The following is an 18543-nucleotide window of genomic DNA, read 5'->3' on the forward strand; positions in this document are numbered from 1 at the left end:
TAAAACGCGCCGGTGACGGGACACCGGCGCGTGAGGCTGGATGTTAACGCGGCAGGGCGGTGCCCCAATCGCGCCACTCTTTGGGTTCAGATTCCAGCAGCAGGAAGTGTTTACCTTTCTGCGCTTTCGGCGCCAGCGGCGTCCCCGGCGGCGTGGCGAAGGCGATACCGCCGCGAATGAACTGGTTGAAGGTGCCGGTTTTCACCACGCCGCCAATCAGGCCAAAGTCAAGGCTGTAGCCTGATGCCAGCCAGAACACCGAGTTGTTGCGCACCAGATGCTGGTAGCGCTGGCCGATGCGCAGCTCGACCATGACCCGGTCAGACAGGCTGCCGAGGTGCAGGCCGGTAATCGTGCCCACTTCGATACCGCGGAACAACACCGGCGTGCCGATGCTCAGCGAGCCGGCTTCTGGCGCCTCCACCACGACGTTCAGCCCGTTCAGGTAGCGGGAGTCGGCGATGGTGGCTTCCTGCAGCTCGAAGTCACGACGCAGCTCGCCGTGCCCCGGTTCAACGTTGACGTACGGCTGTAGCAGCGTGTCCAGGTGCTCGACGCCTGCCGCGGAGATCTGGGGGGTGATCACCGAGAAGCGCGTGCCGCGGCGAGCAAAGGTGTTGACGTACTCTGGGTACAGCACGGCGCTGGCCTGCACCTCGTTGCGAGAGGCGTTAAGCGCCAGGCTCTGCACCTGGCCGATATCGATACCGAGGTAGCGGATTGGCATACCGGCGGACAGTTTGTCCGCGTCGAAAGCGTGCAGCGTAATTTGACCACCGACGGCGCGGGCGGCCGTTTCTGACGGGAACAGCACGCGTTTATCACCTTTGCGGGTGCCATTATTGGCTTCGCTGATGTTGTCAAAGCTCACAGCCCCCTTCAGCGCACGCGATAGCGGCGATGCTTGTACCGTTAGCCCGCTGCCGTTGAGCTGTACCTTCGCGCCGCCTTCTGCCCAGAAGACGCTACTTGGGGTCAACAAGGAACGGTATTCCGGTTTGATGTGCACGGCGATATCAAAGGCGTTGGCACGCGGCTGTACCGAGGTGACTTCACCGACCTCAAACTTACGGTACAGCACCACCGATCCGGTCTGAATATCCGGCAGCGTCTCGGCGGTAAGCATCAGGGTCGTGGTCGGGTAGTCGCTCAGGTTATTCTCCTGCGCTTTCTCCAGATTGGCGTACAGCGGATAGCTGTCCTTCATCGGCCCTTTTTCTCCGGGCAGAATACGAATGCCGCCGCTTAACCATTCATTAGCGCTGGCACCAAGGAACTCAACGCCATCAATCCCAACCTTGACGTCCATCTTGCTGTTGACGACGAATTTGCTGTCGCCGTGCAGCAGGTCGCGGTACTGCGGGTCAATAGCGATGGCGAAGGCGATCCCTTTTGCGCTTAGCGTGCGCTCCATCACCTGACCTATACGCACGCCGTGCAGCATAATCGGCTGCCCGGCTTCAATACCGTAGCTCTCCGGTGCCGTGAGGGTTAGCGTCATTACCCCGGGCTGCTGCAACAGGGTTTTATCCGCCGCCAGTACGGTAAAGCTGTTTTTTGGCGCGCCTTCGCCCGGTACCAGCTCAAAGGTACTGCCGGTCAGCAGTTGGCTGAGGTTGGTGTTTTCCAGCGACAGCTTCGGCTGGTGCAGTTCGATGCGCGTTCTTTCGCGCAGCAGCGACACCACGCTTGGATCGACGGTCATTTCACCGGTCACCGAGCTGTCAGGATTTAAGGTCATTTTGGTGAGCTGGCCGACCTCCAGTCCTTGATACAGCATCGGGGTCGAACCGGCTTTCAGCCCATCGCCGTTTGGCAGTTGGAGCTGAATCAGCACCCCGCGCTGGCTATGGGCGAGGTCTTCATACAGACCAAATTCGTCGTTTTGCGCAGCGGCCTGGGAGTCTGCCGGCGAGTCGAAGGCAATGGCGCCGTTAACCAGCGCCGCCAGGCTTTCCAGCTGCACTTTCGCGCCGCTGAGGCCTACGTCGGCCTTCACGCCGGAGACGTTCCAGAAGCGGCTGCCTTTTTTCACTAGGTTAGTGAAGCGACGCTCAATGAGCACGTCGATCGTCACGCCCTGGTTATTTGGGTTAATGGTGTAGTCGTACACGCGGCCAACCGGAATCTTGCGGAAATACACCAGCGACCCGCTGCTCAGCGAACCGAGATCCGGCGCATGCAGGTGAATCATCAGCTCGCCGTTATTCAGACGGTATTTCGGCTGCGTATCTAGTGCGGTAAAGCGATCGCTGGGCTCACCTTTACCGGGCATCATTCCGATATAGTTACCGCCAACCAGAGCATCAAGGCCGGAAACGCCGGCCAGAGAGGCTTTTGGTGTGACCAGCCAGAACTGCGTATCCGTGCGCAGCGCGTCTTCCATGTCGCTTTTGATGCTGGCGCGCACTTCAATTTTGCTGCGGTCTTTTGCCAGGCGGATGTCCTGTACCGTCCCCACTTCTACGCCCTGGAAGCGCACAGGCGTGCGCCCGGGGACGATACCATCCGCCGACATAAAGTCGATGGTAATGGTCGTCCCGCGATCCTCGTAGCTATTCCAGATAAGCCAGCCGGCAATTATCAGCGCGATAACCGGCAGTAACCAGAACGGTGAAATGCGACGTTTTGTTTTAATTCGCGCTTCAGTCTGTGAAGCGGGCGTTTCCTGACTCATGTGCGTCCCAAAGTAAGCGGCTGTCCAGCCATTCAACAGCAAGGATAGTTAATATTACCGCAGCGCCAAAATAAAACGCAGCGGGGCCCATCGTGAAGGCGAGAAGCTGATCGCGATTGATGAGCGACATGGTTAATGAAATGACAAACAGATCGAGCATTGACCAGCGGCCAATCCAGGTCACAAAGCGCAGCAGCAGGATACGCGTGCGCAGCCCCTGTTCGCATTTAAACCGGATACTGAGCAGTAGCGTCAGCATCACGATAACTTTGGTGAACGGCACCAGGATACTGGCAAAAAAGACCACTGCGGCCACGGCAACGTTGCTGTTAGCCAGCGACATAATCCCGGAGAGAATGGTGTCTTCCTGGCGGCCGCCGTTGACATAAATAATCGATATCGGCAGCAGGTTCGCCGGAATCAGGAACACGATTGACGCGACCAGCGCCGCCCAGCTTTTTTGTAAACTCTGCTTACCGCGATGATAAAGCGGGGTGTGGCAGCGGCTACAACGCCCGCGCGCGTCGCGATAGCCCGTGTAGTGGCAGTTCAGACATACCTGAAGCGACGTGTCCGGCCGGGTGGCGGGGCGCTGCGGGTAGAAGCGTTCCCACAGCTGTTCGACGTTAAGGTGAATGAGCGTCAGGATGCTGAGTATGACCAGCGAAATATAGGCCAGCAGGCCAACACCCGGTTGTAAAAAAGCGTAGTCCTGAACTTTAATTGAGGCGACGGCGATGCCGACCAGGTAGATGTCGAGCATCACCCACTCTTTGAGTTTATCCAGCATCAACAGGACAGGACGCAGATTCATCCCTAGAATATTACCCAGCCAGAGATAGGCGATAGCGACAACCAGCACCGCCGGGGCGGCGACGGTACAGAAAAAGACCATTGCCGCCGTGACCGGGTCGCCGCTGTCGGTCATCTGCCAGATGCCGTGTAGCAGGTTGGCGTCAATGCGCACCCCGAGCAGGTGCAGACGCAGCAGGGGTTCGCTCCAGGCGAAGGGCATCAGCAGCAGCATGGTAATCGCCATGGCGCCCAGGCGCGTTAACGACCAATCGCGGCCGTCGCGCACTTTGGCGTTACAGCGTGGGCAGTAGGCACATTGCGATGATTTTACGACCGGTAACCGAAAAAGCATATCGCACTGCGGGCAACGTTGGTAATGTGCCCACGGTAGTGGTTCGCTCACCGCGTGAATGCGTATTTTCTTTGTCGGCGTTATAGATGATATTTTCAGTGCCATTTATTACATTGATAAATGAATGTATAACTCTATCTTAACCTAAGTATGGATTCATCTTGAGCCCGAACGCACTTAATGCGTATTTTATCAGGCCAGAGAATGGGTAACGAACCAGTAACATCGTAAACAACAGTGATTGAATAATGAGCAAAACAGAATTTTACGCGGACCTTAACCGTGATTTTCAGGCATTAATGGCAGGTGAAACAAGTTTCTTAGCGGTAATCTCTAACACCAGCGCGCTGCTGTATGAGCGTCTGTCCGACGTAAACTGGGCCGGTTTCTATCTGCTGGAAGGCGATACGCTGGTTCTCGGGCCGTTCCAGGGCAAAATTGCCTGCGTGCGAATCCCGGTTGGGCGCGGCGTTTGCGGCACCGCGGTGGCGGAAAATCGCGTTCAGCGTATTGCAGATGTTCATGCTTTTGATGGGCACATTGCCTGTGATGCGGCCAGCAACGCCGAAATCGTGTTACCGCTGCAGGTAAACAATCAGGTGATTGGCGTGCTGGATATTGATAGCACCGCGTTCTCGCGCTTTAGCGAAGAGGATGAACAGGGCTTATGTGAACTGGTCGGCCACCTGCAAAAAGTGCTTGAAGCCACCGATTATCAAAAATTCTTTGCACCCGTCGCAGGATAATCAACGGATAACGTAGCATTTACGGATGGCGTCATTATAATGTCGCCTGTTCATGCCTGCGGCTTGTTGGCTACGTCCGTTGTAATCAGGAAATTTCATGGAAAATCAACCTAAGTTGAATAGCAGTAAAGAAGTTATCGCATTTTTAGCCGAACGTTTTCCGCAGTGCTTTAGCGCGGAAGGTGAAGCTCGTCCTCTGAAAGTCGGTATTTTTCAGGATCTCGTCGAGCGTGTTGAAGGGGAAATGAACCTCAGCAAAACCCAACTGCGTTCCGCATTACGTCTTTATACTTCAAGCTGGCGCTACCTTTACGGTATCAAAGCCGGTGCCGTTCGCGTCGATCTCGACGGCAACCCATGCGGTGAGCTGGACGAGCAGCACGTTGCACACGCACGTCAACAGCTTGAAGAAGCCAAAGCTCGCGTTCAGGCGCAGCGCGCTGAACAGCAGGCGAAAAAACGCGAAGCAGCCGCTGCGGCGGGCGAGCAGGGTGATGCGCCACGTCGTGAGCGTAAACCGCGTCCTCCGGTACGCCGTAAAGAAGGGGCCGAGCGCAAGCCGCGCGCTGCTGCTGCAAAACCGGCTGCTAAACCGGCTCGCGAAGTGCGTGAAGAAAAACTGACGCCGGTATCCGATCTGTCTGCGCTGACGGTCGGTCAATCCCTGAAAGTTAAAGCGGGCAATAACGCTATGGATGCAACGATCCTGGAAATTACCAAGGATGGCGTTCGCGTTCAGCTTACTTCTGGTATGTCAATGATTGTACGCGCAGAACACCTGGTGTTCTGAAACGGAGGCCGGGCCAGGCATGAACAAATTTTTTAGGCTCTCCGCGCTTGCTGGCCTGTTATTAATAACAGGCCAGGCCGTAGCGGTAGAAGATATTACCCGTGTTGATCAGCTTCCTGTTCTTAAGGAAGAGACTCAGCACGCCACGGTAAGCGAGCGCGTGACATCGCGCTTTACCCGTTCCCACTACCGCCAGTTCGATCTCGACCAGGCCTTTTCGGCTAAAATTTTTGACCGCTATCTGAACCTGCTGGACTACAGCCACAACGTGCTGCTGGCCAGCGACGTGGCGCAGTTTGCGGCGAAAAAGGGTCAGATTGGCGACGAACTTCGTTCAGGCAAACTTGACGTCTTCTACGATCTTTACAATCTGGCGCAAAAACGCCGCTTTGAGCGCTATGAATATGCGCTGAAGGTGCTCGATCGTCCGATGGACTTCACCGGTAATGACACCTTCAACCTCGATCGCAGCAAAGCGCCGTGGCCGAAGGATCAGGCTGAGCTGAACGCCCTGTGGGACAGTAAAGTGAAGTACGACCAGCTGAGCCTCAAGCTCGCCGGTAAAGACGACAAAGAAATTCACGACACCCTCGCGCGACGCTATAAGTTCGCGATCCGTCGCCTGGCGCAAACCAACAGCGAAGACGTGTTCTCATTGGCGATGACGTCGTTCGCCCGCGAGATCGACCCGCACACCAACTACCTTTCACCGCGCAACACCGAACAGTTCAATACCGAGATGAGCCTGTCTCTTGAAGGGATTGGCGCGGTGCTGCAAATGGACGACGATTACACCGTGATTAACTCCATGGTGGCTGGCGGCCCGGCGGCGAAAAGCAAGGCCATTAGCGTAGGCGATCGCATCGTCGGCGTGGGCCAGTCGGGTAAAGGGATGGTAGATGTCATCGGCTGGCGTCTTGATGATGTGGTCGCGCTGATTAAAGGGCCGAAGGGCAGCAAGGTGCGCCTGGAGATCCTGCCGGCCGGTAAAGGCTCTAAAACGCGTATTGTGACGCTGACCCGCGAGCGCATCCGTCTGGAAGACCGCGCGGTGAAAATGACGATCAAAGGTACCGGCAACGAGAAAGTGGGGGTTCTGGATATTCCTGGCTTCTACGTTGGCCTGACCGAAGACGTCAAGGTACAGCTGCAGAAGCTGGAAAAACAGAACGTCAGCAGCATTATTATCGATCTGCGTAGCAACGGCGGCGGTGCGCTGACCGAAGCGGTTTCGCTTTCCGGTCTGTTTATTCCGTCCGGCCCCGTGGTGCAGGTGCGCGATAATAACGGTAAGGTGCGCGAAGATAGCGACAACGACGGCGTCGTTTACTACAAAGGCCCGCTAGTGGTGCTGGTTGACCGCTTCAGCGCCTCGGCGTCGGAAATCTTCGCTGCGGCGATGCAGGACTACGGCCGCGCGCTGATCGTCGGCGAACCGACCTTCGGTAAAGGCACCGTGCAGCAGTATCGTTCGCTGAACCGTATCTACGATCAGATGCTGCGCCCTGAATGGCCGGCATTGGGCTCCGTCCAGTACACCATTCAGAAGTTCTACCGCATTAACGGCGGCAGTACGCAGCGTAAAGGCGTCACCCCGGACATCATGATGCCGACCGGTACCGAAGAGACCGAAACCGGCGAGAAGTTCGAGGATAACGCGCTGCCGTGGGACAGCATTAACGCAGCCACCTACGTGAAGTCGGGCGATATGGCACCGTTCGAGCCGCAGCTGCTGAAGCTGCATGCCGATCGTATTGCCAAAGATCCTGAGTTCCAGTACATCGCGAAAGATATCGCACATTTCAATGCGCTGAAGGACAAGCGCAGCATCGTTTCTCTCAACTACGCACAGCGTAACAAAGAGAACGAGGAAGATGATGCGACGCGACTGGCGCGCGTAAACGATCGCTACAAGCGTGAAGGCAAACCGCCAATCAAGAAACTTGACGATCTGCCGAAGGATTATAAAGAGCCGGATCCGTATCTGGATGAGACAGTCAATATCGCTATTGACCTGTCGAAGCTGGAGAAGGCGACCTCCGCTGAACAGCCGGCGGCAAGCAAGTAACCCCCCAACAGGCACAAGCAATTGTGCCTGTTTTTTTATCTCCCGCAGCTTCTCGTAAACAACGATGCTACAAAATGTAAAGTTGTGTCTTTCTCGTGACTTAGCCTCACGTAATCGTTGAAAATTCCCGGATTACCCATACGATATGGGTAATCGCATAGTGCGTTTTGTTAAAAAGAGGTTAAAAGTAAATTATGATGCGAATCGCGCTCTTCCTGATGACCAACCTGGCGGTGATGGTCGTATTTGGGCTGGTGCTAAGCCTGACGGGAATTCAGTCGAGCAGCATGACCGGTCTGCTGATTATGGCGCTGCTATTTGGTTTTGGCGGTTCCATTGTGTCGTTGATGATGTCTAAGTGGATGGCGCTGAAGTCGGTGGGCGGCGAGGTCATTGAACAGCCGCGTAATGAGCAGGAACGCTGGCTGATGGAAACCGTTGCCCGCCAGGCGCAGCAGGTGGGTATCGCTATGCCGCAGGTTGCGCTTTACCATGCGCCGGATATTAACGCCTTTGCCACCGGCGCGCGCCGTGATGCATCGCTGGTCGCCGTGAGCACCGGCCTGTTGCAGAACATGAGCCGTGACGAAGCTGAGGCGGTTATCGCGCATGAAATCAGCCACATCGCTAATGGTGATATGGTTACCATGACGTTGATTCAGGGTATCGTGAACACCTTTGTTATCTTTATCTCCCGCGTGATTGCGCAGATTGCAGCCGGTTTCCTCGGCGGTAACCGCGACGACGGCGAAGAGAGCAGTAACGGCAACCCGCTGATTTACTTCGCGGTGGCAACGGTGCTGGAGCTGGTGTTCGGTATTCTGGCAAGCATTATCACCATGTGGTTCTCGCGCTATCGTGAATTCCACGCAGATGCCGGTTCGGCGAAGCTGGTTGGCCGTGAGAAAATGATCGCGGCGCTGCAGCGCCTGAAAACAAGCTATGAGCCGCAGGAGGCCAGCAGCATGATGGCATTCTGCATCAACGGTAAGTCGAAGTCGCTGAGCGAAATGTTCATGACTCACCCGCCGCTGGATAAACGTATTGAAGCGCTGCGCAGCGGCGAATACATGAAGTAATCGGCGTTGCCGAAAATGAAGCCAGCCCGTCAGTCACGGGCTGGCTTTTTTTTAGCCGCGGTTTTGCGGCGGCTCTGCCTTTAAATCAATAATCCGGCCGATGTTATCGTGATAGACCGTAAGCAGGTTGTACTGGCTCAGCTCCGAAATCATCTGCGGCGCAATATTAAAGCTCCTGGCAAGTTCGTCATTCTCCAGCGACGCCAGGCGAGCATGACGTCGGGCATGCGTTCGTCGGCGGTTGTACTGATACCAGATAATCAATAGCCAGCCGTTGGCGACGGCAATCAGCAGGTACACCAGCAGCGTATTGAATGCTTCGATGGCGGTATCCCAGCGCTGACCGCTGCTTTCCGTCAGCTTCATCACCAGATTGACATAAAGGAAAAACAGAAAGCCACACCAGGCGATCAACGTTAATACTGCATCAAAGCAGCGGGGCAGCAGGCGGTGTTCGGTTAAGATAACGCAATGCTCGCTCATGACATTCTTCCTTTTCCACGATCGGGACTCACCCAGCGTGCACGGGCGCGCTGGCGTTTCAGCATGACTTTGGGGAACGCGACGACAGTGGTGAGCATGCCTATCATCCAGTACACCATCGGAAACCAGATAACCCAGAACAGGGAGGTTGCAACCTGTTTTTCATAGCGACGTTCGATAAACAGGCTGACGGCGAACTGCAGCAGACACATCACCCCCAGCAGCAGTCCGGTGAACTCCGGTGGAAACAGGCTTTTGACGGCCAGATTTTCCGGAAGCGGCGCGAGGTAGCTGAGCACAAACAGCAGCACCGTCACCGCGTAGGCGAAAGCCCACAGCGTAGAGAGCGTGTATTCTGCAAATAGCGGCCACATGCGGTGGTGTTCCCAACAAAATAACTTGCGCAGGTTGACCCAGAAAACCTCTGCGCCGCCCTGCGCCCAGCGTAGCCGCTGCTTCCAAAGTCCTTTTAGCGTTTCGGGCATCAGGATCCAGCACAACGCGCGTGGTTCAAAAAAAATGTCCCAATGGCGTAGCTGTAGTTTCCAGCTGATATCGATGTCCTCGGTGATCATATCGGGGCTCCAGTAGCCGACGTCGGCCAGCGCCTGTCGGCGGAAAGCCGCAATGACGCCGGATACGGTAAATACCCGGCCATATATGCGCTGCGTTCGCTTGATAAGACCGATAATGGAGGAAAACTCGCCAACCTGAATGCGGCCAATCAGCGTAGATCGCGTGCGAATTCGCGGATTGCCGGTGACCGCGCCAACGTGCGGATACTGAATCAGCGGGGCGACCAGATAGGCCGCCGTATCGCGGTCGAGCAGCGCATCGCCGTCGATACACACCAGCAGATCGCCTCTGGCCGCCGCTGCACCGGCTTTTAGCGCCACGGCCTTACCCTGATTTTCTGCCAGATGAATGACCCGCAGGTGCGGCTGCTCGTGCGCAAGCTGCTCAAGCACCTCGGCGGTGTTATCCGATGAACCGTCGTTGATGGCGATCACCTCAAGGTGCCGATACCGCTGCGCCAGCGCGGCGGCGATGGTTTCTCGCGCATTTTTCCCTTCGTTAAAACAGGGAATCAGAATAGATATCAGCGGCTCGCCGCTGAGTTCGGGCGGCGGCATTTCATCACGCCACGGCCAGTGACGTTCGAGCTGGAACCAGAAGTAAAGGCCGCCGGTCACCCACAGTACGGACATAAACAGCGGCCAGAAGAAGACGAAATCGAGAATCAGTTCACCGGTAAAAATGGCCGCGACGCCCAGCGGCAGACCCAATACCAGTCCTAAAATACAAAAAGCAATAAGGCGATCAGTCATTGTTTGGGTACCAGTACGAAGAGAACGCGGGCCGAATATGAGAAATATCGGGCTGGTTATTAATGAAATCGTCGGGGTAATAGCCATAGTTTTTCACGCCGTTGAGCTGAAGCACCTGCATCCACTTCACCAGTAGGGCGTCAGGAACGGCGTTTTGCTGTCGTTGGTTCCAGTCTTTGGCCTGCAGTTCGAAAATGGTTTTGTTCAGCGCGCCAGGGCGTGCTGCCACCGTGCGTACCAACTGCGACAGCCAGGCATGGCTTTGTGCGGGCGAAATTGACTCCATCAGCGGCATGGCCATGGGTACCGTCCAGTCATAGGCGGCAAGAAAATCGTCAAGATTCTGGGCAAACCAGGTTTCGCTTTTCGGTTCAAGCAACGGTAGGGCAAAAATATTACGCGCGGTCTGTATCTGTGGACCGCGAATGCGCTGCGTGGCCTGGCTTAACTGAAGCGTGAAGGCGGTGAGCGCCTGACTTTTGAAACGGGTCCACGCTTCTTGTGCGGCGGGGCTGTGCGCCATCTCCGCGATAGCGGTGGTTGAACCGGTTTGTCGCCATGCGCTGAGGGCTTCCGGTCCGGCATCCTCAAAATCACTTAACACCGCATCATCGTGGAACAGAATGCCGTTGAACGGAGCGTAGCGGGCCAGGTCTTCGTAGAGATCCGTTATCTGGCGGCGCGCCTGCGTGTTCCACGGTGACAGCCTGATATAAGGCTCAGTGGCCGTCAGCGTGCGACCGCTCTGCGGATCCCAGCGCTGTACGCGGGGAAGGTGGGGCGCGAGGTTGAAGGCCAGCACCGGCATCCAGGCGAACACCTTAACCCTGCCACGAGTCTGAAGCTGCCAGGAGACGAAGTTAAACAGATCGGCCCGCACGGGGAGCCAGCGATTCGGGAAATAGAGCGCTTTCACGTTGCCATCGCCCTGCGGATCGGAAAACGCCTGTAAAAAAACGTGGCTGATTTTCATGTCGTAGACCCGCTGCACCAGCCTGTCGATATTCCGGGTTTGCTGGGCAATATCCGGGTCGTAGAGATAGTCGAGGTCGACGTGCATCACTCGCACCACCTCCGGTTCCTGCGCCTGCGTAACCATGCTGGCAAAGGCTTTCAGCGAGGGGTTTCCTGAAATCAGCATGCGCGGAATGTTGTCGATATTGCGTGCATCGCCAAGGCCGTCGGCCAGCGTAAAGGCCAGTTGATACCCCTGTTTTTTAGCTATTGCCAGCGTGACGCCGTTGGCTTCGCCGTAAGGCCAAACCCAGGCACGCGGCGCTTTTCCCGTCACCGAGCTGATTTTCTCGGTCACTTTGCGCACGTCCTCGCTAATGCGCTGGGTAAATTGTTGGTCGGTTTCATAGCGGCCGCTTTTCCGATCGTAAAACCGATTGGCAATCGCCGGTTCCAGGCTTCCCTGCGGGTTAGCCGGAAGACCGTAATGTGAGGCCCAGGTATGCGCCCCCACTTCAACCAATGATGAACGGCTCACTTCTTGCACCATCTGCCAGGTGGCGAAGCGATCGCGCGGCGTCATCAACCCGCCGAAATTGACCTTCTGCCCGGCGTGCGTATCCACCCAGCTACCGACAGGTGCCCATAGTGCGGGGACGTTCCATGCCTTCAGCAGAGGCCAGACGCGGGTGTAAAAGCTGCTGTATCCATCATCGAAGCTCAGTAAGAAAGCCTTCGGCGGCAATGTCTTGCGCGATGCGTGCGCATCGATAATATCCTGCACGCTGACGGCGTGATAACCGTTGTGCAGCAGCCAGCTTATCTGTTCATTGAGCGCGCTGGTGCGAACGGCCAGATAACGCTGATCGGCAACATCATCTTCAACGTCGTGATAACCCAGCACCAGAAAATGATTTTTCGGCCACGGCTGGCTGGCAGCCAGCGGGGAGCGATCCTGTGGGGCGATAAACGGTACCGCTTGAGCGCAGACGGCTGCGCTCAGGCATAGCCAGCCGAGGGCTACCAGGCTGATACGGAGACGTATATTCAGCATATTCATCCTTAAAACCGTAAAGTTGCATCAAAGGTGACGGCGAGATTGCTTTCCCGTTTGCCATCGTAAGGACGTTTATCCCAATTGAGCATCAGCCCGGTATCGAGAACGTTATTCCACTGGATACGCTGCCCGTAGCCGAGGAGAGTGATAGCGCCAGGGGATTGTTGCTTCTGCCAGTAAACGCCGCCGCCAGCGAGGATTTGTTGGCTCCAGAGCGTGTCGTAATGTCGATACATCTCGTGGTCAAGGGTCAGCGAAGCCGCCGTAGCGAGATCCCTGGAAGGGTTGTAATACAGCGTGTCTGCACGGCTGTTGGTGCTGGTGGATATTTCTGGCCCGAGGGTGAGCGTCATTGAAGGCCGCTGCCATATCCGCTCTTCGCCGGTTATGTTGTATTCCTGTCGACGGTTACCGTCAGAGAAATCACTGTAGGCGGCGCTGAGGCGATAGTTGCGCTGCTCGTTCTGATACCAGTGTACCGAAGCGGCAGCCCGATTAGCGCTGATGCCATTGCGCAGCGCCCGCAGCGGCGTGGAGCGCGAGATACGCTCCAGTTCGCCGCCAAACTGCCAGCTATCGACCGGGCGATACTCGCCGATAATACGTCCGCCGGGCTTGCTGCCTCCGTGAAAGTGGTTGCTGGAGAGCTCGATTTCTCCCCTAAAATCGCGTGGCCGCCACTCCAGGCCGCCAAACAGGTGATGGGCGGAACCGTTACCTTCATCAAAATGGCCTTGCGCAAAGCGGGTGCCCGCAAAAGGCCGCCAGCTGTCCGCCATGGGCGGGCCGTAGAGCGTGGCATCCCAGGACAGATCGCGGGAGCCGCTGATCGGGTTGTCGGAATACAGCCCTTTAGTGGCGTTAACGCGTAGCTCGGAAAAATGCTGAATATCGCGCATCCTCGCCAGCTTTTGTGCGCTGCGATCTTTTGGCGTACGGGCGATAACATCATCCGTCAGTAAATCCATCTGTCGCCACTCATGCAGATCCATGGCGATGTAGGCCTGCTGGCTTTCCAGCGCAATATTGGTCGGCTCCAGCGCTTCAGCCATTTTGAGCCTGCGTTCGGCGCTTCTGGGTTGGCCGCGGGCCTGCAATACGGTGGCGTAATCAATCTGCAAACCCTGATTCCCCGGTGCGGAATCGGCCAACTGCCGGGCAAGGGTTTGTGCCTGCGCCAGCGTGTTGCTTGCCGTCAGATACTGGACGTTGAGCGATTGGCCGATAAGCCAGAGGTCATTAGGCTGCGCGCTGGGATCGCCGGGGTTATAGCGAGCCCAAGGGGCATGTTGCATGACGCGGTCCACGTATTGCCGCGCAGCAGGGTATTGACCAGTATCCAGTAAAGAGAAGAACAGTTCGTTTTGCTCATCCTCCGCATCCGGGACATAACCGGGGTACCGGGCGAGAAGCGTCTGGGCGGCGGCGACATCTTGTTGTTCCAGATAGGCCGAAATGACCCAGCCGATGGCCCAGTCGGGGATGGCCTGATGTGCGGCGGCCAGCGCAAGATATTCATGGGTAACTCCCGGGTAATCGGCATTGGCGTAGAGTGCGCCAAGCCGGTCGATACGGGCACGTAGAATGTCCATCTGCGCGTCAGGATTATTTTTCCAGCGTGTTAGCAGCGCCTCGTAGCGGCTGAGCGCCTGCTGTGCCAGATGGTAGCGCTCGCGCTCAGTACGCGTAGGGAGCACGGCAAGACGCACGATTTCAGCCACCGCGTTGAGATCCAATTGCCGTTGTTGGGCAGGCGAAAGCTTCGCTTCAGAAGCATGTCTTTGCGCGGGCGTATCAACGCGGTTGCGGCTTAATGCCGTTACCCACTCGCTAAGCAACGCGCTATCACGGGAGTTCTGGGTGAGCGCGAGGGTATCGTTTAACAGTCGATCCCACTCTTTTCCCTGCTGTTGGTACACATAGGCGAGCGTTTGCCGATGCGCTGGGGTAGGGCTTTCGGCGAGCAAACCGCGCGCGGCTTCCAGCGCCAGGGTATCCTGACGGGCGTCGGCCAGCGTTTTGATGTAACCAATACGGTAGTCATCCTTATTGGGTGCCAGCGTCAGCGCCTGCTGCCATAGCAATAGTGCCGTTTGCCACTGCTGAAGGTTTCGGGCGGCCTGCGCCGCGGCCGCAAGCCCGCGCGCTGGCAGCGGCATATACACCTGATAGCGCTGCCAGAGGTGAATGACGTCCCGGTCGTCTCCGGCCCATAATGCAACCTGTAACCAGTCGGCCACCTGCTCGGCATTTAAGGCGCGATGCTGCTGATAGCGCTGAACGTAAATAAGAAATGGCCGATAATTACCGTTACCTGCCTGCTGAATCTTTTGTTCATATATGGATTCAGCGCCGTGAACCAGATTCGGAATGAGTAATATCAGGCTAACTGAAAGCGATAATGCCGAGTTGAGATAACCGTGCGCTTTATTGTGTTGAAACGAACTATCCATATCTATTTACCATAGCTGTATCCAGAGTCCATGACAAAACGTGGCTGCCTTTCAATCCTGATTCAGGGAAAGGTAATAATGGTGATGACGCGATTGTTCTTTTGCAGTGTCTAACTTACCTTTAGGTAATAATGAATTTTCCTCGTGATCGGGCCGTGTGAACGCTAATATACACCTGATATGTTTGGCGATAAATATACGACAAATGGCTGCTATATTTTAGGATTTATCTGTAGATGGCTGCAATCTTATGATTTATCTCAGCATGTTTTTTATTTTTAAACTATTGATAATGATCTATTTTGTTGGTTTTTAAGTATTAATTTTTGTCGTTGTGTCATGCGCGTCTCGTCGAAGAAAAAGACATTTTATCCGCTAATATTTAGGACGTTTTATGACAAAAAATCTTAATCTTATAATCGGCATCTTTTCTGTGGTTGTTTTTTAATTATAATTACGACTCGTCATTACTGTGCTGCAGGTGGTGTGTGCTTGATATGACGGAGAGAGGGAATCAAATTAACCGCGTTTGTCACCATTATAATAAGCCATGCAATGGAGGTTGTCTTTTCTCCTGAAAGGATGTTCCTGCTTTAATGTATAAGGGATGATTTGTGGCAACATCTATACTGCTCGTCACGCAAGACAGCTACCTCGTCAGAGGCATTGAACTGTTGTTTCCTGATATTATCCAGTTAGATTCGATCGACCGTAAGGTATTTGATGGTGGTGCCGATGAGTATTCAGTATTGATTGATAGCCGGTCGCCGCTCCACTGCTATGACTATCTGATCCTTGATGCCATGCGCTCGAAAAAACCGATCTCCTGTATCATGCTGGATATGCGCTATCGTGAAGCCGAGATGCTAAATATGAAGGTATTTTTACACAGCCTACTCGCGCCGACGGATACGGCCGCGCTGTTTACGCTGCTGTTAAATATGAAAAGCCGTCGTTTGACGCCGGTCTGGTTAGAGAACCTGGCGCTCAGCGCTTGCGAAAAGCGCATGCTGCGTCTTTTAATGGCCGGGAGAACCATGGAGGAGGTGGCCGATGCGTTAAATACGTCGGCACGGGGACTTTATCGTCAGCGAACAGAACTGTCTGAGCGTCTTGGCGTGGAGAACTTTAATGAGGCCTGCCTGTTTATCTTCAAAAATAATCTGCTGGAGGCGGTGGACGATACCGGCCTGTTAGGTCGGCGGCGGGTATCGTCTGGATAATGCGGGTTAGCTTTGGGCGCGCGGCTGCGTTACGCGCAGGCCGCTGAACAGCGTAGCAATGACCGCGAGCGCGCCTGCCAGCAGCAAAGAGACGTGGGTGCCGCCGTTGCCAAAGAGGTTAAACATCAGTGCAACCAGCGCGGCGCCGGTGCTCTGACCAAGCAGCCGAGCAGTGCCCAGCATGCCGCTGGCGCCGCCGCTGCGGTTGCGCGGCGCGGAAGCGATAATCGTGTGGTTGTTGGGCGACTGGAACAGACCAAAGCCTGCGCCACACAGCAGCATACGCCAGATGATATCGAGGTCGCTCGGCGATGCGGGCAGCAGCGCCAGCGCAAACAGCCCACAGGCCATCACCCCCATCCCTAACGCCCCAAGCAGCCCCGCGTGAACCCGCTCAATCAGATAGCCCGCCAGCGGGGCCATTACCATGGTAGCCAGCGGCCATGGCGTTAACAGCAGACCGGTTTCCACTTCGCTACGCCCGACAACGGTCTGTAAAAAGAACGGCAGGGAGACCAGCGCCAGCATTTGCGCACAGAACGAACATATCGATGTGCAGATTGACAGCGAAAACAGCGGAATACGCAGCAGATCAACCGGCAGCAGCGGCACCGGGAGGCGCAGCTGGCGGCGAACGAAGAAGAAGCCAATGACCAGCAGCGCGACCACTTCGGCCAGCACCAGCGTGGTCGACTGCCCCTGGGCAAAGCTACTGAGTGCGGTAATCAACAGGCCGAAGGTCAGTGCATTCATGACTGCGCTCGGCAGATCGAAACGCGGTTTATCGCTGTGGCTGGCATTTGATGGCAGGAAGCGTACGGCTAACAGCCAGGCAATAATGCCGAGCGGTACGTTAATCAGAAACAGCCACTGCCAGGAGGCCAGCGATAGAATTGCGGCGGCAATCGTCGGGCCTGCCGCCGAGGATACCGCCACGACAAATGAGTTGATCCCCATCCCGCGCCCAAGCTGGCGCTGCGGGTAAATCAGACGAATTAATGCCGTGTTGACGCTCATCAGCGCTGCGCCGCCAAAGCCCTGGGCGATACGCGCGAGGGTCAGCATTTCCAGCGAATGCGAGAACGCGCACAGCAGCGAGGTGAGGGTGAAAACGACCAGCCCTGCTTTATAGATACGGTGATAGCCAATCATATCGCCAAGAAAAGAAAGAGACAGCAGGGAGATGACGATAGCAATTTGATAGGCATTCACGATCCAGATGGACGCTGCGGGCGACGCGTTCAGGTCGCTGGCGATGGTCGGCAGCGCAACGTTGGCGATGGCTCCGTCGAGAACGGCCATCGTAATGCCGATGACAATCGTCAAAATGGCACCGTAGCGCTGAGGCAACGGCAGGCCATCAATCATGTTTTTAGTCATGTGGGAATTTGTTTATGATGAAATTATTAACCGGAGAATGATTCTAGCATTGATTAATCAATTGAATGTCGAAGATTTGTAACCAGGTCACAGAAGTTTCATTGCTACGGCGGCCTTGCGAAATTATAATAAAAACCGGTTCTAATATTTATAAAACAGTTGCGATGAGGTGATAAATGTCAGCAGCAGATTTGGACAAACAGCCAGATTCTGTCTCTTCGGTACTAAAGGTATTTGGTATCCTGCAGGCACTTGGCGAAGAACGCGAGATTGGCATTACTGAACTTTCGCAGCGCGTCATGATGTCGAAAAGCACCGTTTATCGCTTTTTGCAAACCATGAAATCGTTGGGCTACGTTGCCCAGGAAGGGGAGTCCGAGAAGTATTCGCTGACCCTGAAGCTGTTTGAGCTTGGCGCACGTGCGCTGCAAAACGTCGACCTGATCCGCAGTGCCGACATCCAGATGCGTGAACTCTCTCGTCTGACGAAAGAGACCATCCACCTGGGCGCGCTGGATGAAGACAGCATTGTCTACATTCACAAAATCGACTCCATGTATAACCTGCGTATGTATTCCCGCGTCGGTCGTCGTAACCCGCTGTACAGTACGGCAATCGGGAAAGTGCTGCTGGCCTGGCGCGATACGGCTGAAGTGCGTCAGATTCTTGAAGGCGTGGAGTATAAGTGCAGTACCGAGCGTACGATTGCGAATACCGACGAGCTGATTACCGTGCTCGAGCAGGTGCGCAAGCAGGGCTACGGTGAAGATAACGAAGAGCAGGAAGAAGGGCTGCGCTGTATCGGTGTGCCGGTATTCGACCGTTTTGGCGTGGTCATCGCCGGGTTGAGTATCTCGTTCCCGACGCTACGTTTCTCTGAAGAACGTCTGCATGAGTATGTCGAGATGTTGCATACTGCGGCGCGTAAAATTTCCGAACAAATGGGTTATAACGATTACCCATTCTGATGGTGAAATGAAAAAAAACCGGCAAATAGCCTAATGCTGGTCAGTTAAGGCGTTGAATTCAGAAGCTGGAACGGTCGGCCGGATAAGGCGTTTACGCTGCCATCCGGCAATCAGCGCAGTGTGCCGGAGGGTGCTTTGCTTATCCGACCTACGAATTTAGCTTAACTGACAGGTATCAGGCAAATAGCCG

Annotated in this window: 13 protein-coding genes; 6 read left to right on the plus strand and 7 right to left on the minus strand. The window is 55.4% G+C overall.

What is annotated here, in order from left to right:
- Nucleotides 1–43 precede the first annotated feature (43 nt).
- Both H7R56_RS10175 and yebS read right to left on the minus strand, forming a co-directional pair.
- Nucleotides 44–2677 (minus strand): PqiB family protein, encoded by a 2634-nt coding sequence (locus H7R56_RS10175; RefSeq protein ID WP_182928652.1) that lies wholly within the window; start codon nucleotides 2675–2677, stop codon nucleotides 44–46.
- Entirely contained in the window at nucleotides 2646–3929 is a 1284-nt protein-coding gene (gene yebS, locus H7R56_RS10180; protein ID WP_106927732.1) for a membrane integrity lipid transport subunit YebS, read from the minus strand. Before yebS ends, H7R56_RS10175 begins: the two co-directional genes overlap by 32 nt.
- 143 nt (nucleotides 3930–4072) lie before the next feature.
- Between yebS and H7R56_RS10185 the strand changes: the two genes are divergently transcribed.
- From H7R56_RS10185 to htpX, 4 genes are all read left to right on the plus strand, one after another.
- Nucleotides 4073–4570, plus strand: a complete 498-nt coding sequence (locus H7R56_RS10185; protein ID WP_106927730.1) for a GAF domain-containing protein — start codon at nucleotides 4073–4075, stop codon at nucleotides 4568–4570.
- A gap of 97 nt (nucleotides 4571–4667) precedes the next feature.
- A complete protein-coding gene (gene proQ / locus H7R56_RS10190) occupies nucleotides 4668–5360 on the plus strand; it encodes an RNA chaperone ProQ (protein ID WP_106927728.1) in 693 nt (230 codons plus the stop codon).
- A 19-nt stretch (nucleotides 5361–5379) separates the two neighbouring features.
- Complete coding sequence (gene prc, locus H7R56_RS10195; protein WP_106927726.1) at nucleotides 5380–7428, plus strand: carboxy terminal-processing peptidase; 2049 nt, start codon at nucleotides 5380–5382, stop codon at nucleotides 7426–7428.
- A gap of 194 nt (nucleotides 7429–7622) precedes the next feature.
- The gene (gene htpX, locus H7R56_RS10200) at nucleotides 7623–8507 is read left to right on the plus strand and encodes a protease HtpX (RefSeq protein ID WP_106927724.1); all 885 of its coding nucleotides are present in this window, start codon (nucleotides 7623–7625) and stop codon (nucleotides 8505–8507) included.
- Nucleotides 8508–8558: 51 nt separating this feature from the next.
- On the opposite strand, the gene pgaD is transcribed toward htpX, so the two are convergent.
- The 4 genes from pgaD to pgaA are packed head-to-tail and all read right to left on the minus strand — an operon-like array spanning nucleotide 8559 to nucleotide 14782.
- A complete protein-coding gene (gene pgaD / locus H7R56_RS10205; protein ID WP_106927722.1) occupies nucleotides 8559–8990 on the minus strand; it encodes a poly-beta-1,6-N-acetyl-D-glucosamine biosynthesis protein PgaD in 432 nt (143 codons plus the stop codon).
- Entirely contained in the window at nucleotides 8987–10318 is a 1332-nt protein-coding gene (pgaC, locus tag H7R56_RS10210) for a poly-beta-1,6-N-acetyl-D-glucosamine synthase (RefSeq protein WP_106927720.1), read from the minus strand. The genes pgaD and pgaC overlap by 4 nt, the downstream gene beginning before the upstream one ends.
- Nucleotides 10311–12326, minus strand: a complete 2016-nt coding sequence (gene pgaB / locus H7R56_RS10215) for a poly-beta-1,6-N-acetyl-D-glucosamine N-deacetylase PgaB (protein ID WP_181358015.1) — start codon at nucleotides 12324–12326, stop codon at nucleotides 10311–10313. The genes pgaC and pgaB overlap by 8 nt, the downstream gene beginning before the upstream one ends.
- A gap of 8 nt (nucleotides 12327–12334) precedes the next feature.
- Nucleotides 12335–14782: a poly-beta-1,6 N-acetyl-D-glucosamine export porin PgaA gene (gene pgaA, locus H7R56_RS10220; protein WP_106927716.1), complete on the minus strand. Its 2448-nt coding sequence runs from the start codon at nucleotides 14780–14782 to the stop codon at nucleotides 12335–12337.
- Nucleotides 14783–15396: 614 nt separating this feature from the next.
- Here pgaA and H7R56_RS10225 point away from each other — a divergent pair.
- Nucleotides 15397–16005: a helix-turn-helix transcriptional regulator gene (locus H7R56_RS10225; protein ID WP_106927714.1), complete on the plus strand. Its 609-nt coding sequence runs from the start codon at nucleotides 15397–15399 to the stop codon at nucleotides 16003–16005.
- A gap of 6 nt (nucleotides 16006–16011) precedes the next feature.
- Here H7R56_RS10225 and H7R56_RS10230 read toward each other — a convergent pair whose 3' ends face one another.
- A complete protein-coding gene (locus H7R56_RS10230; RefSeq protein ID WP_106927712.1) occupies nucleotides 16012–17385 on the minus strand; it encodes an MFS transporter in 1374 nt (457 codons plus the stop codon).
- Nucleotides 17386–17561: 176 nt separating this feature from the next.
- Between H7R56_RS10230 and kdgR the strand changes: the two genes are divergently transcribed.
- Nucleotides 17562–18353 carry a DNA-binding transcriptional regulator KdgR gene (gene kdgR, locus H7R56_RS10235; RefSeq protein ID WP_064544768.1) on the plus strand — a complete coding sequence of 264 codons (792 nt, stop codon included), beginning with the start codon at nucleotides 17562–17564 and terminating at the stop codon, nucleotides 18351–18353.
- Nucleotides 18354–18543 lie beyond the last annotated feature (190 nt).

The sequence above is a fragment of the Klebsiella sp. WP3-W18-ESBL-02 genome (assembly GCF_014168815.1).
GTDB classification, from domain to species: domain Bacteria; phylum Pseudomonadota; class Gammaproteobacteria; order Enterobacterales; family Enterobacteriaceae; genus Kluyvera; species Kluyvera ascorbata_B.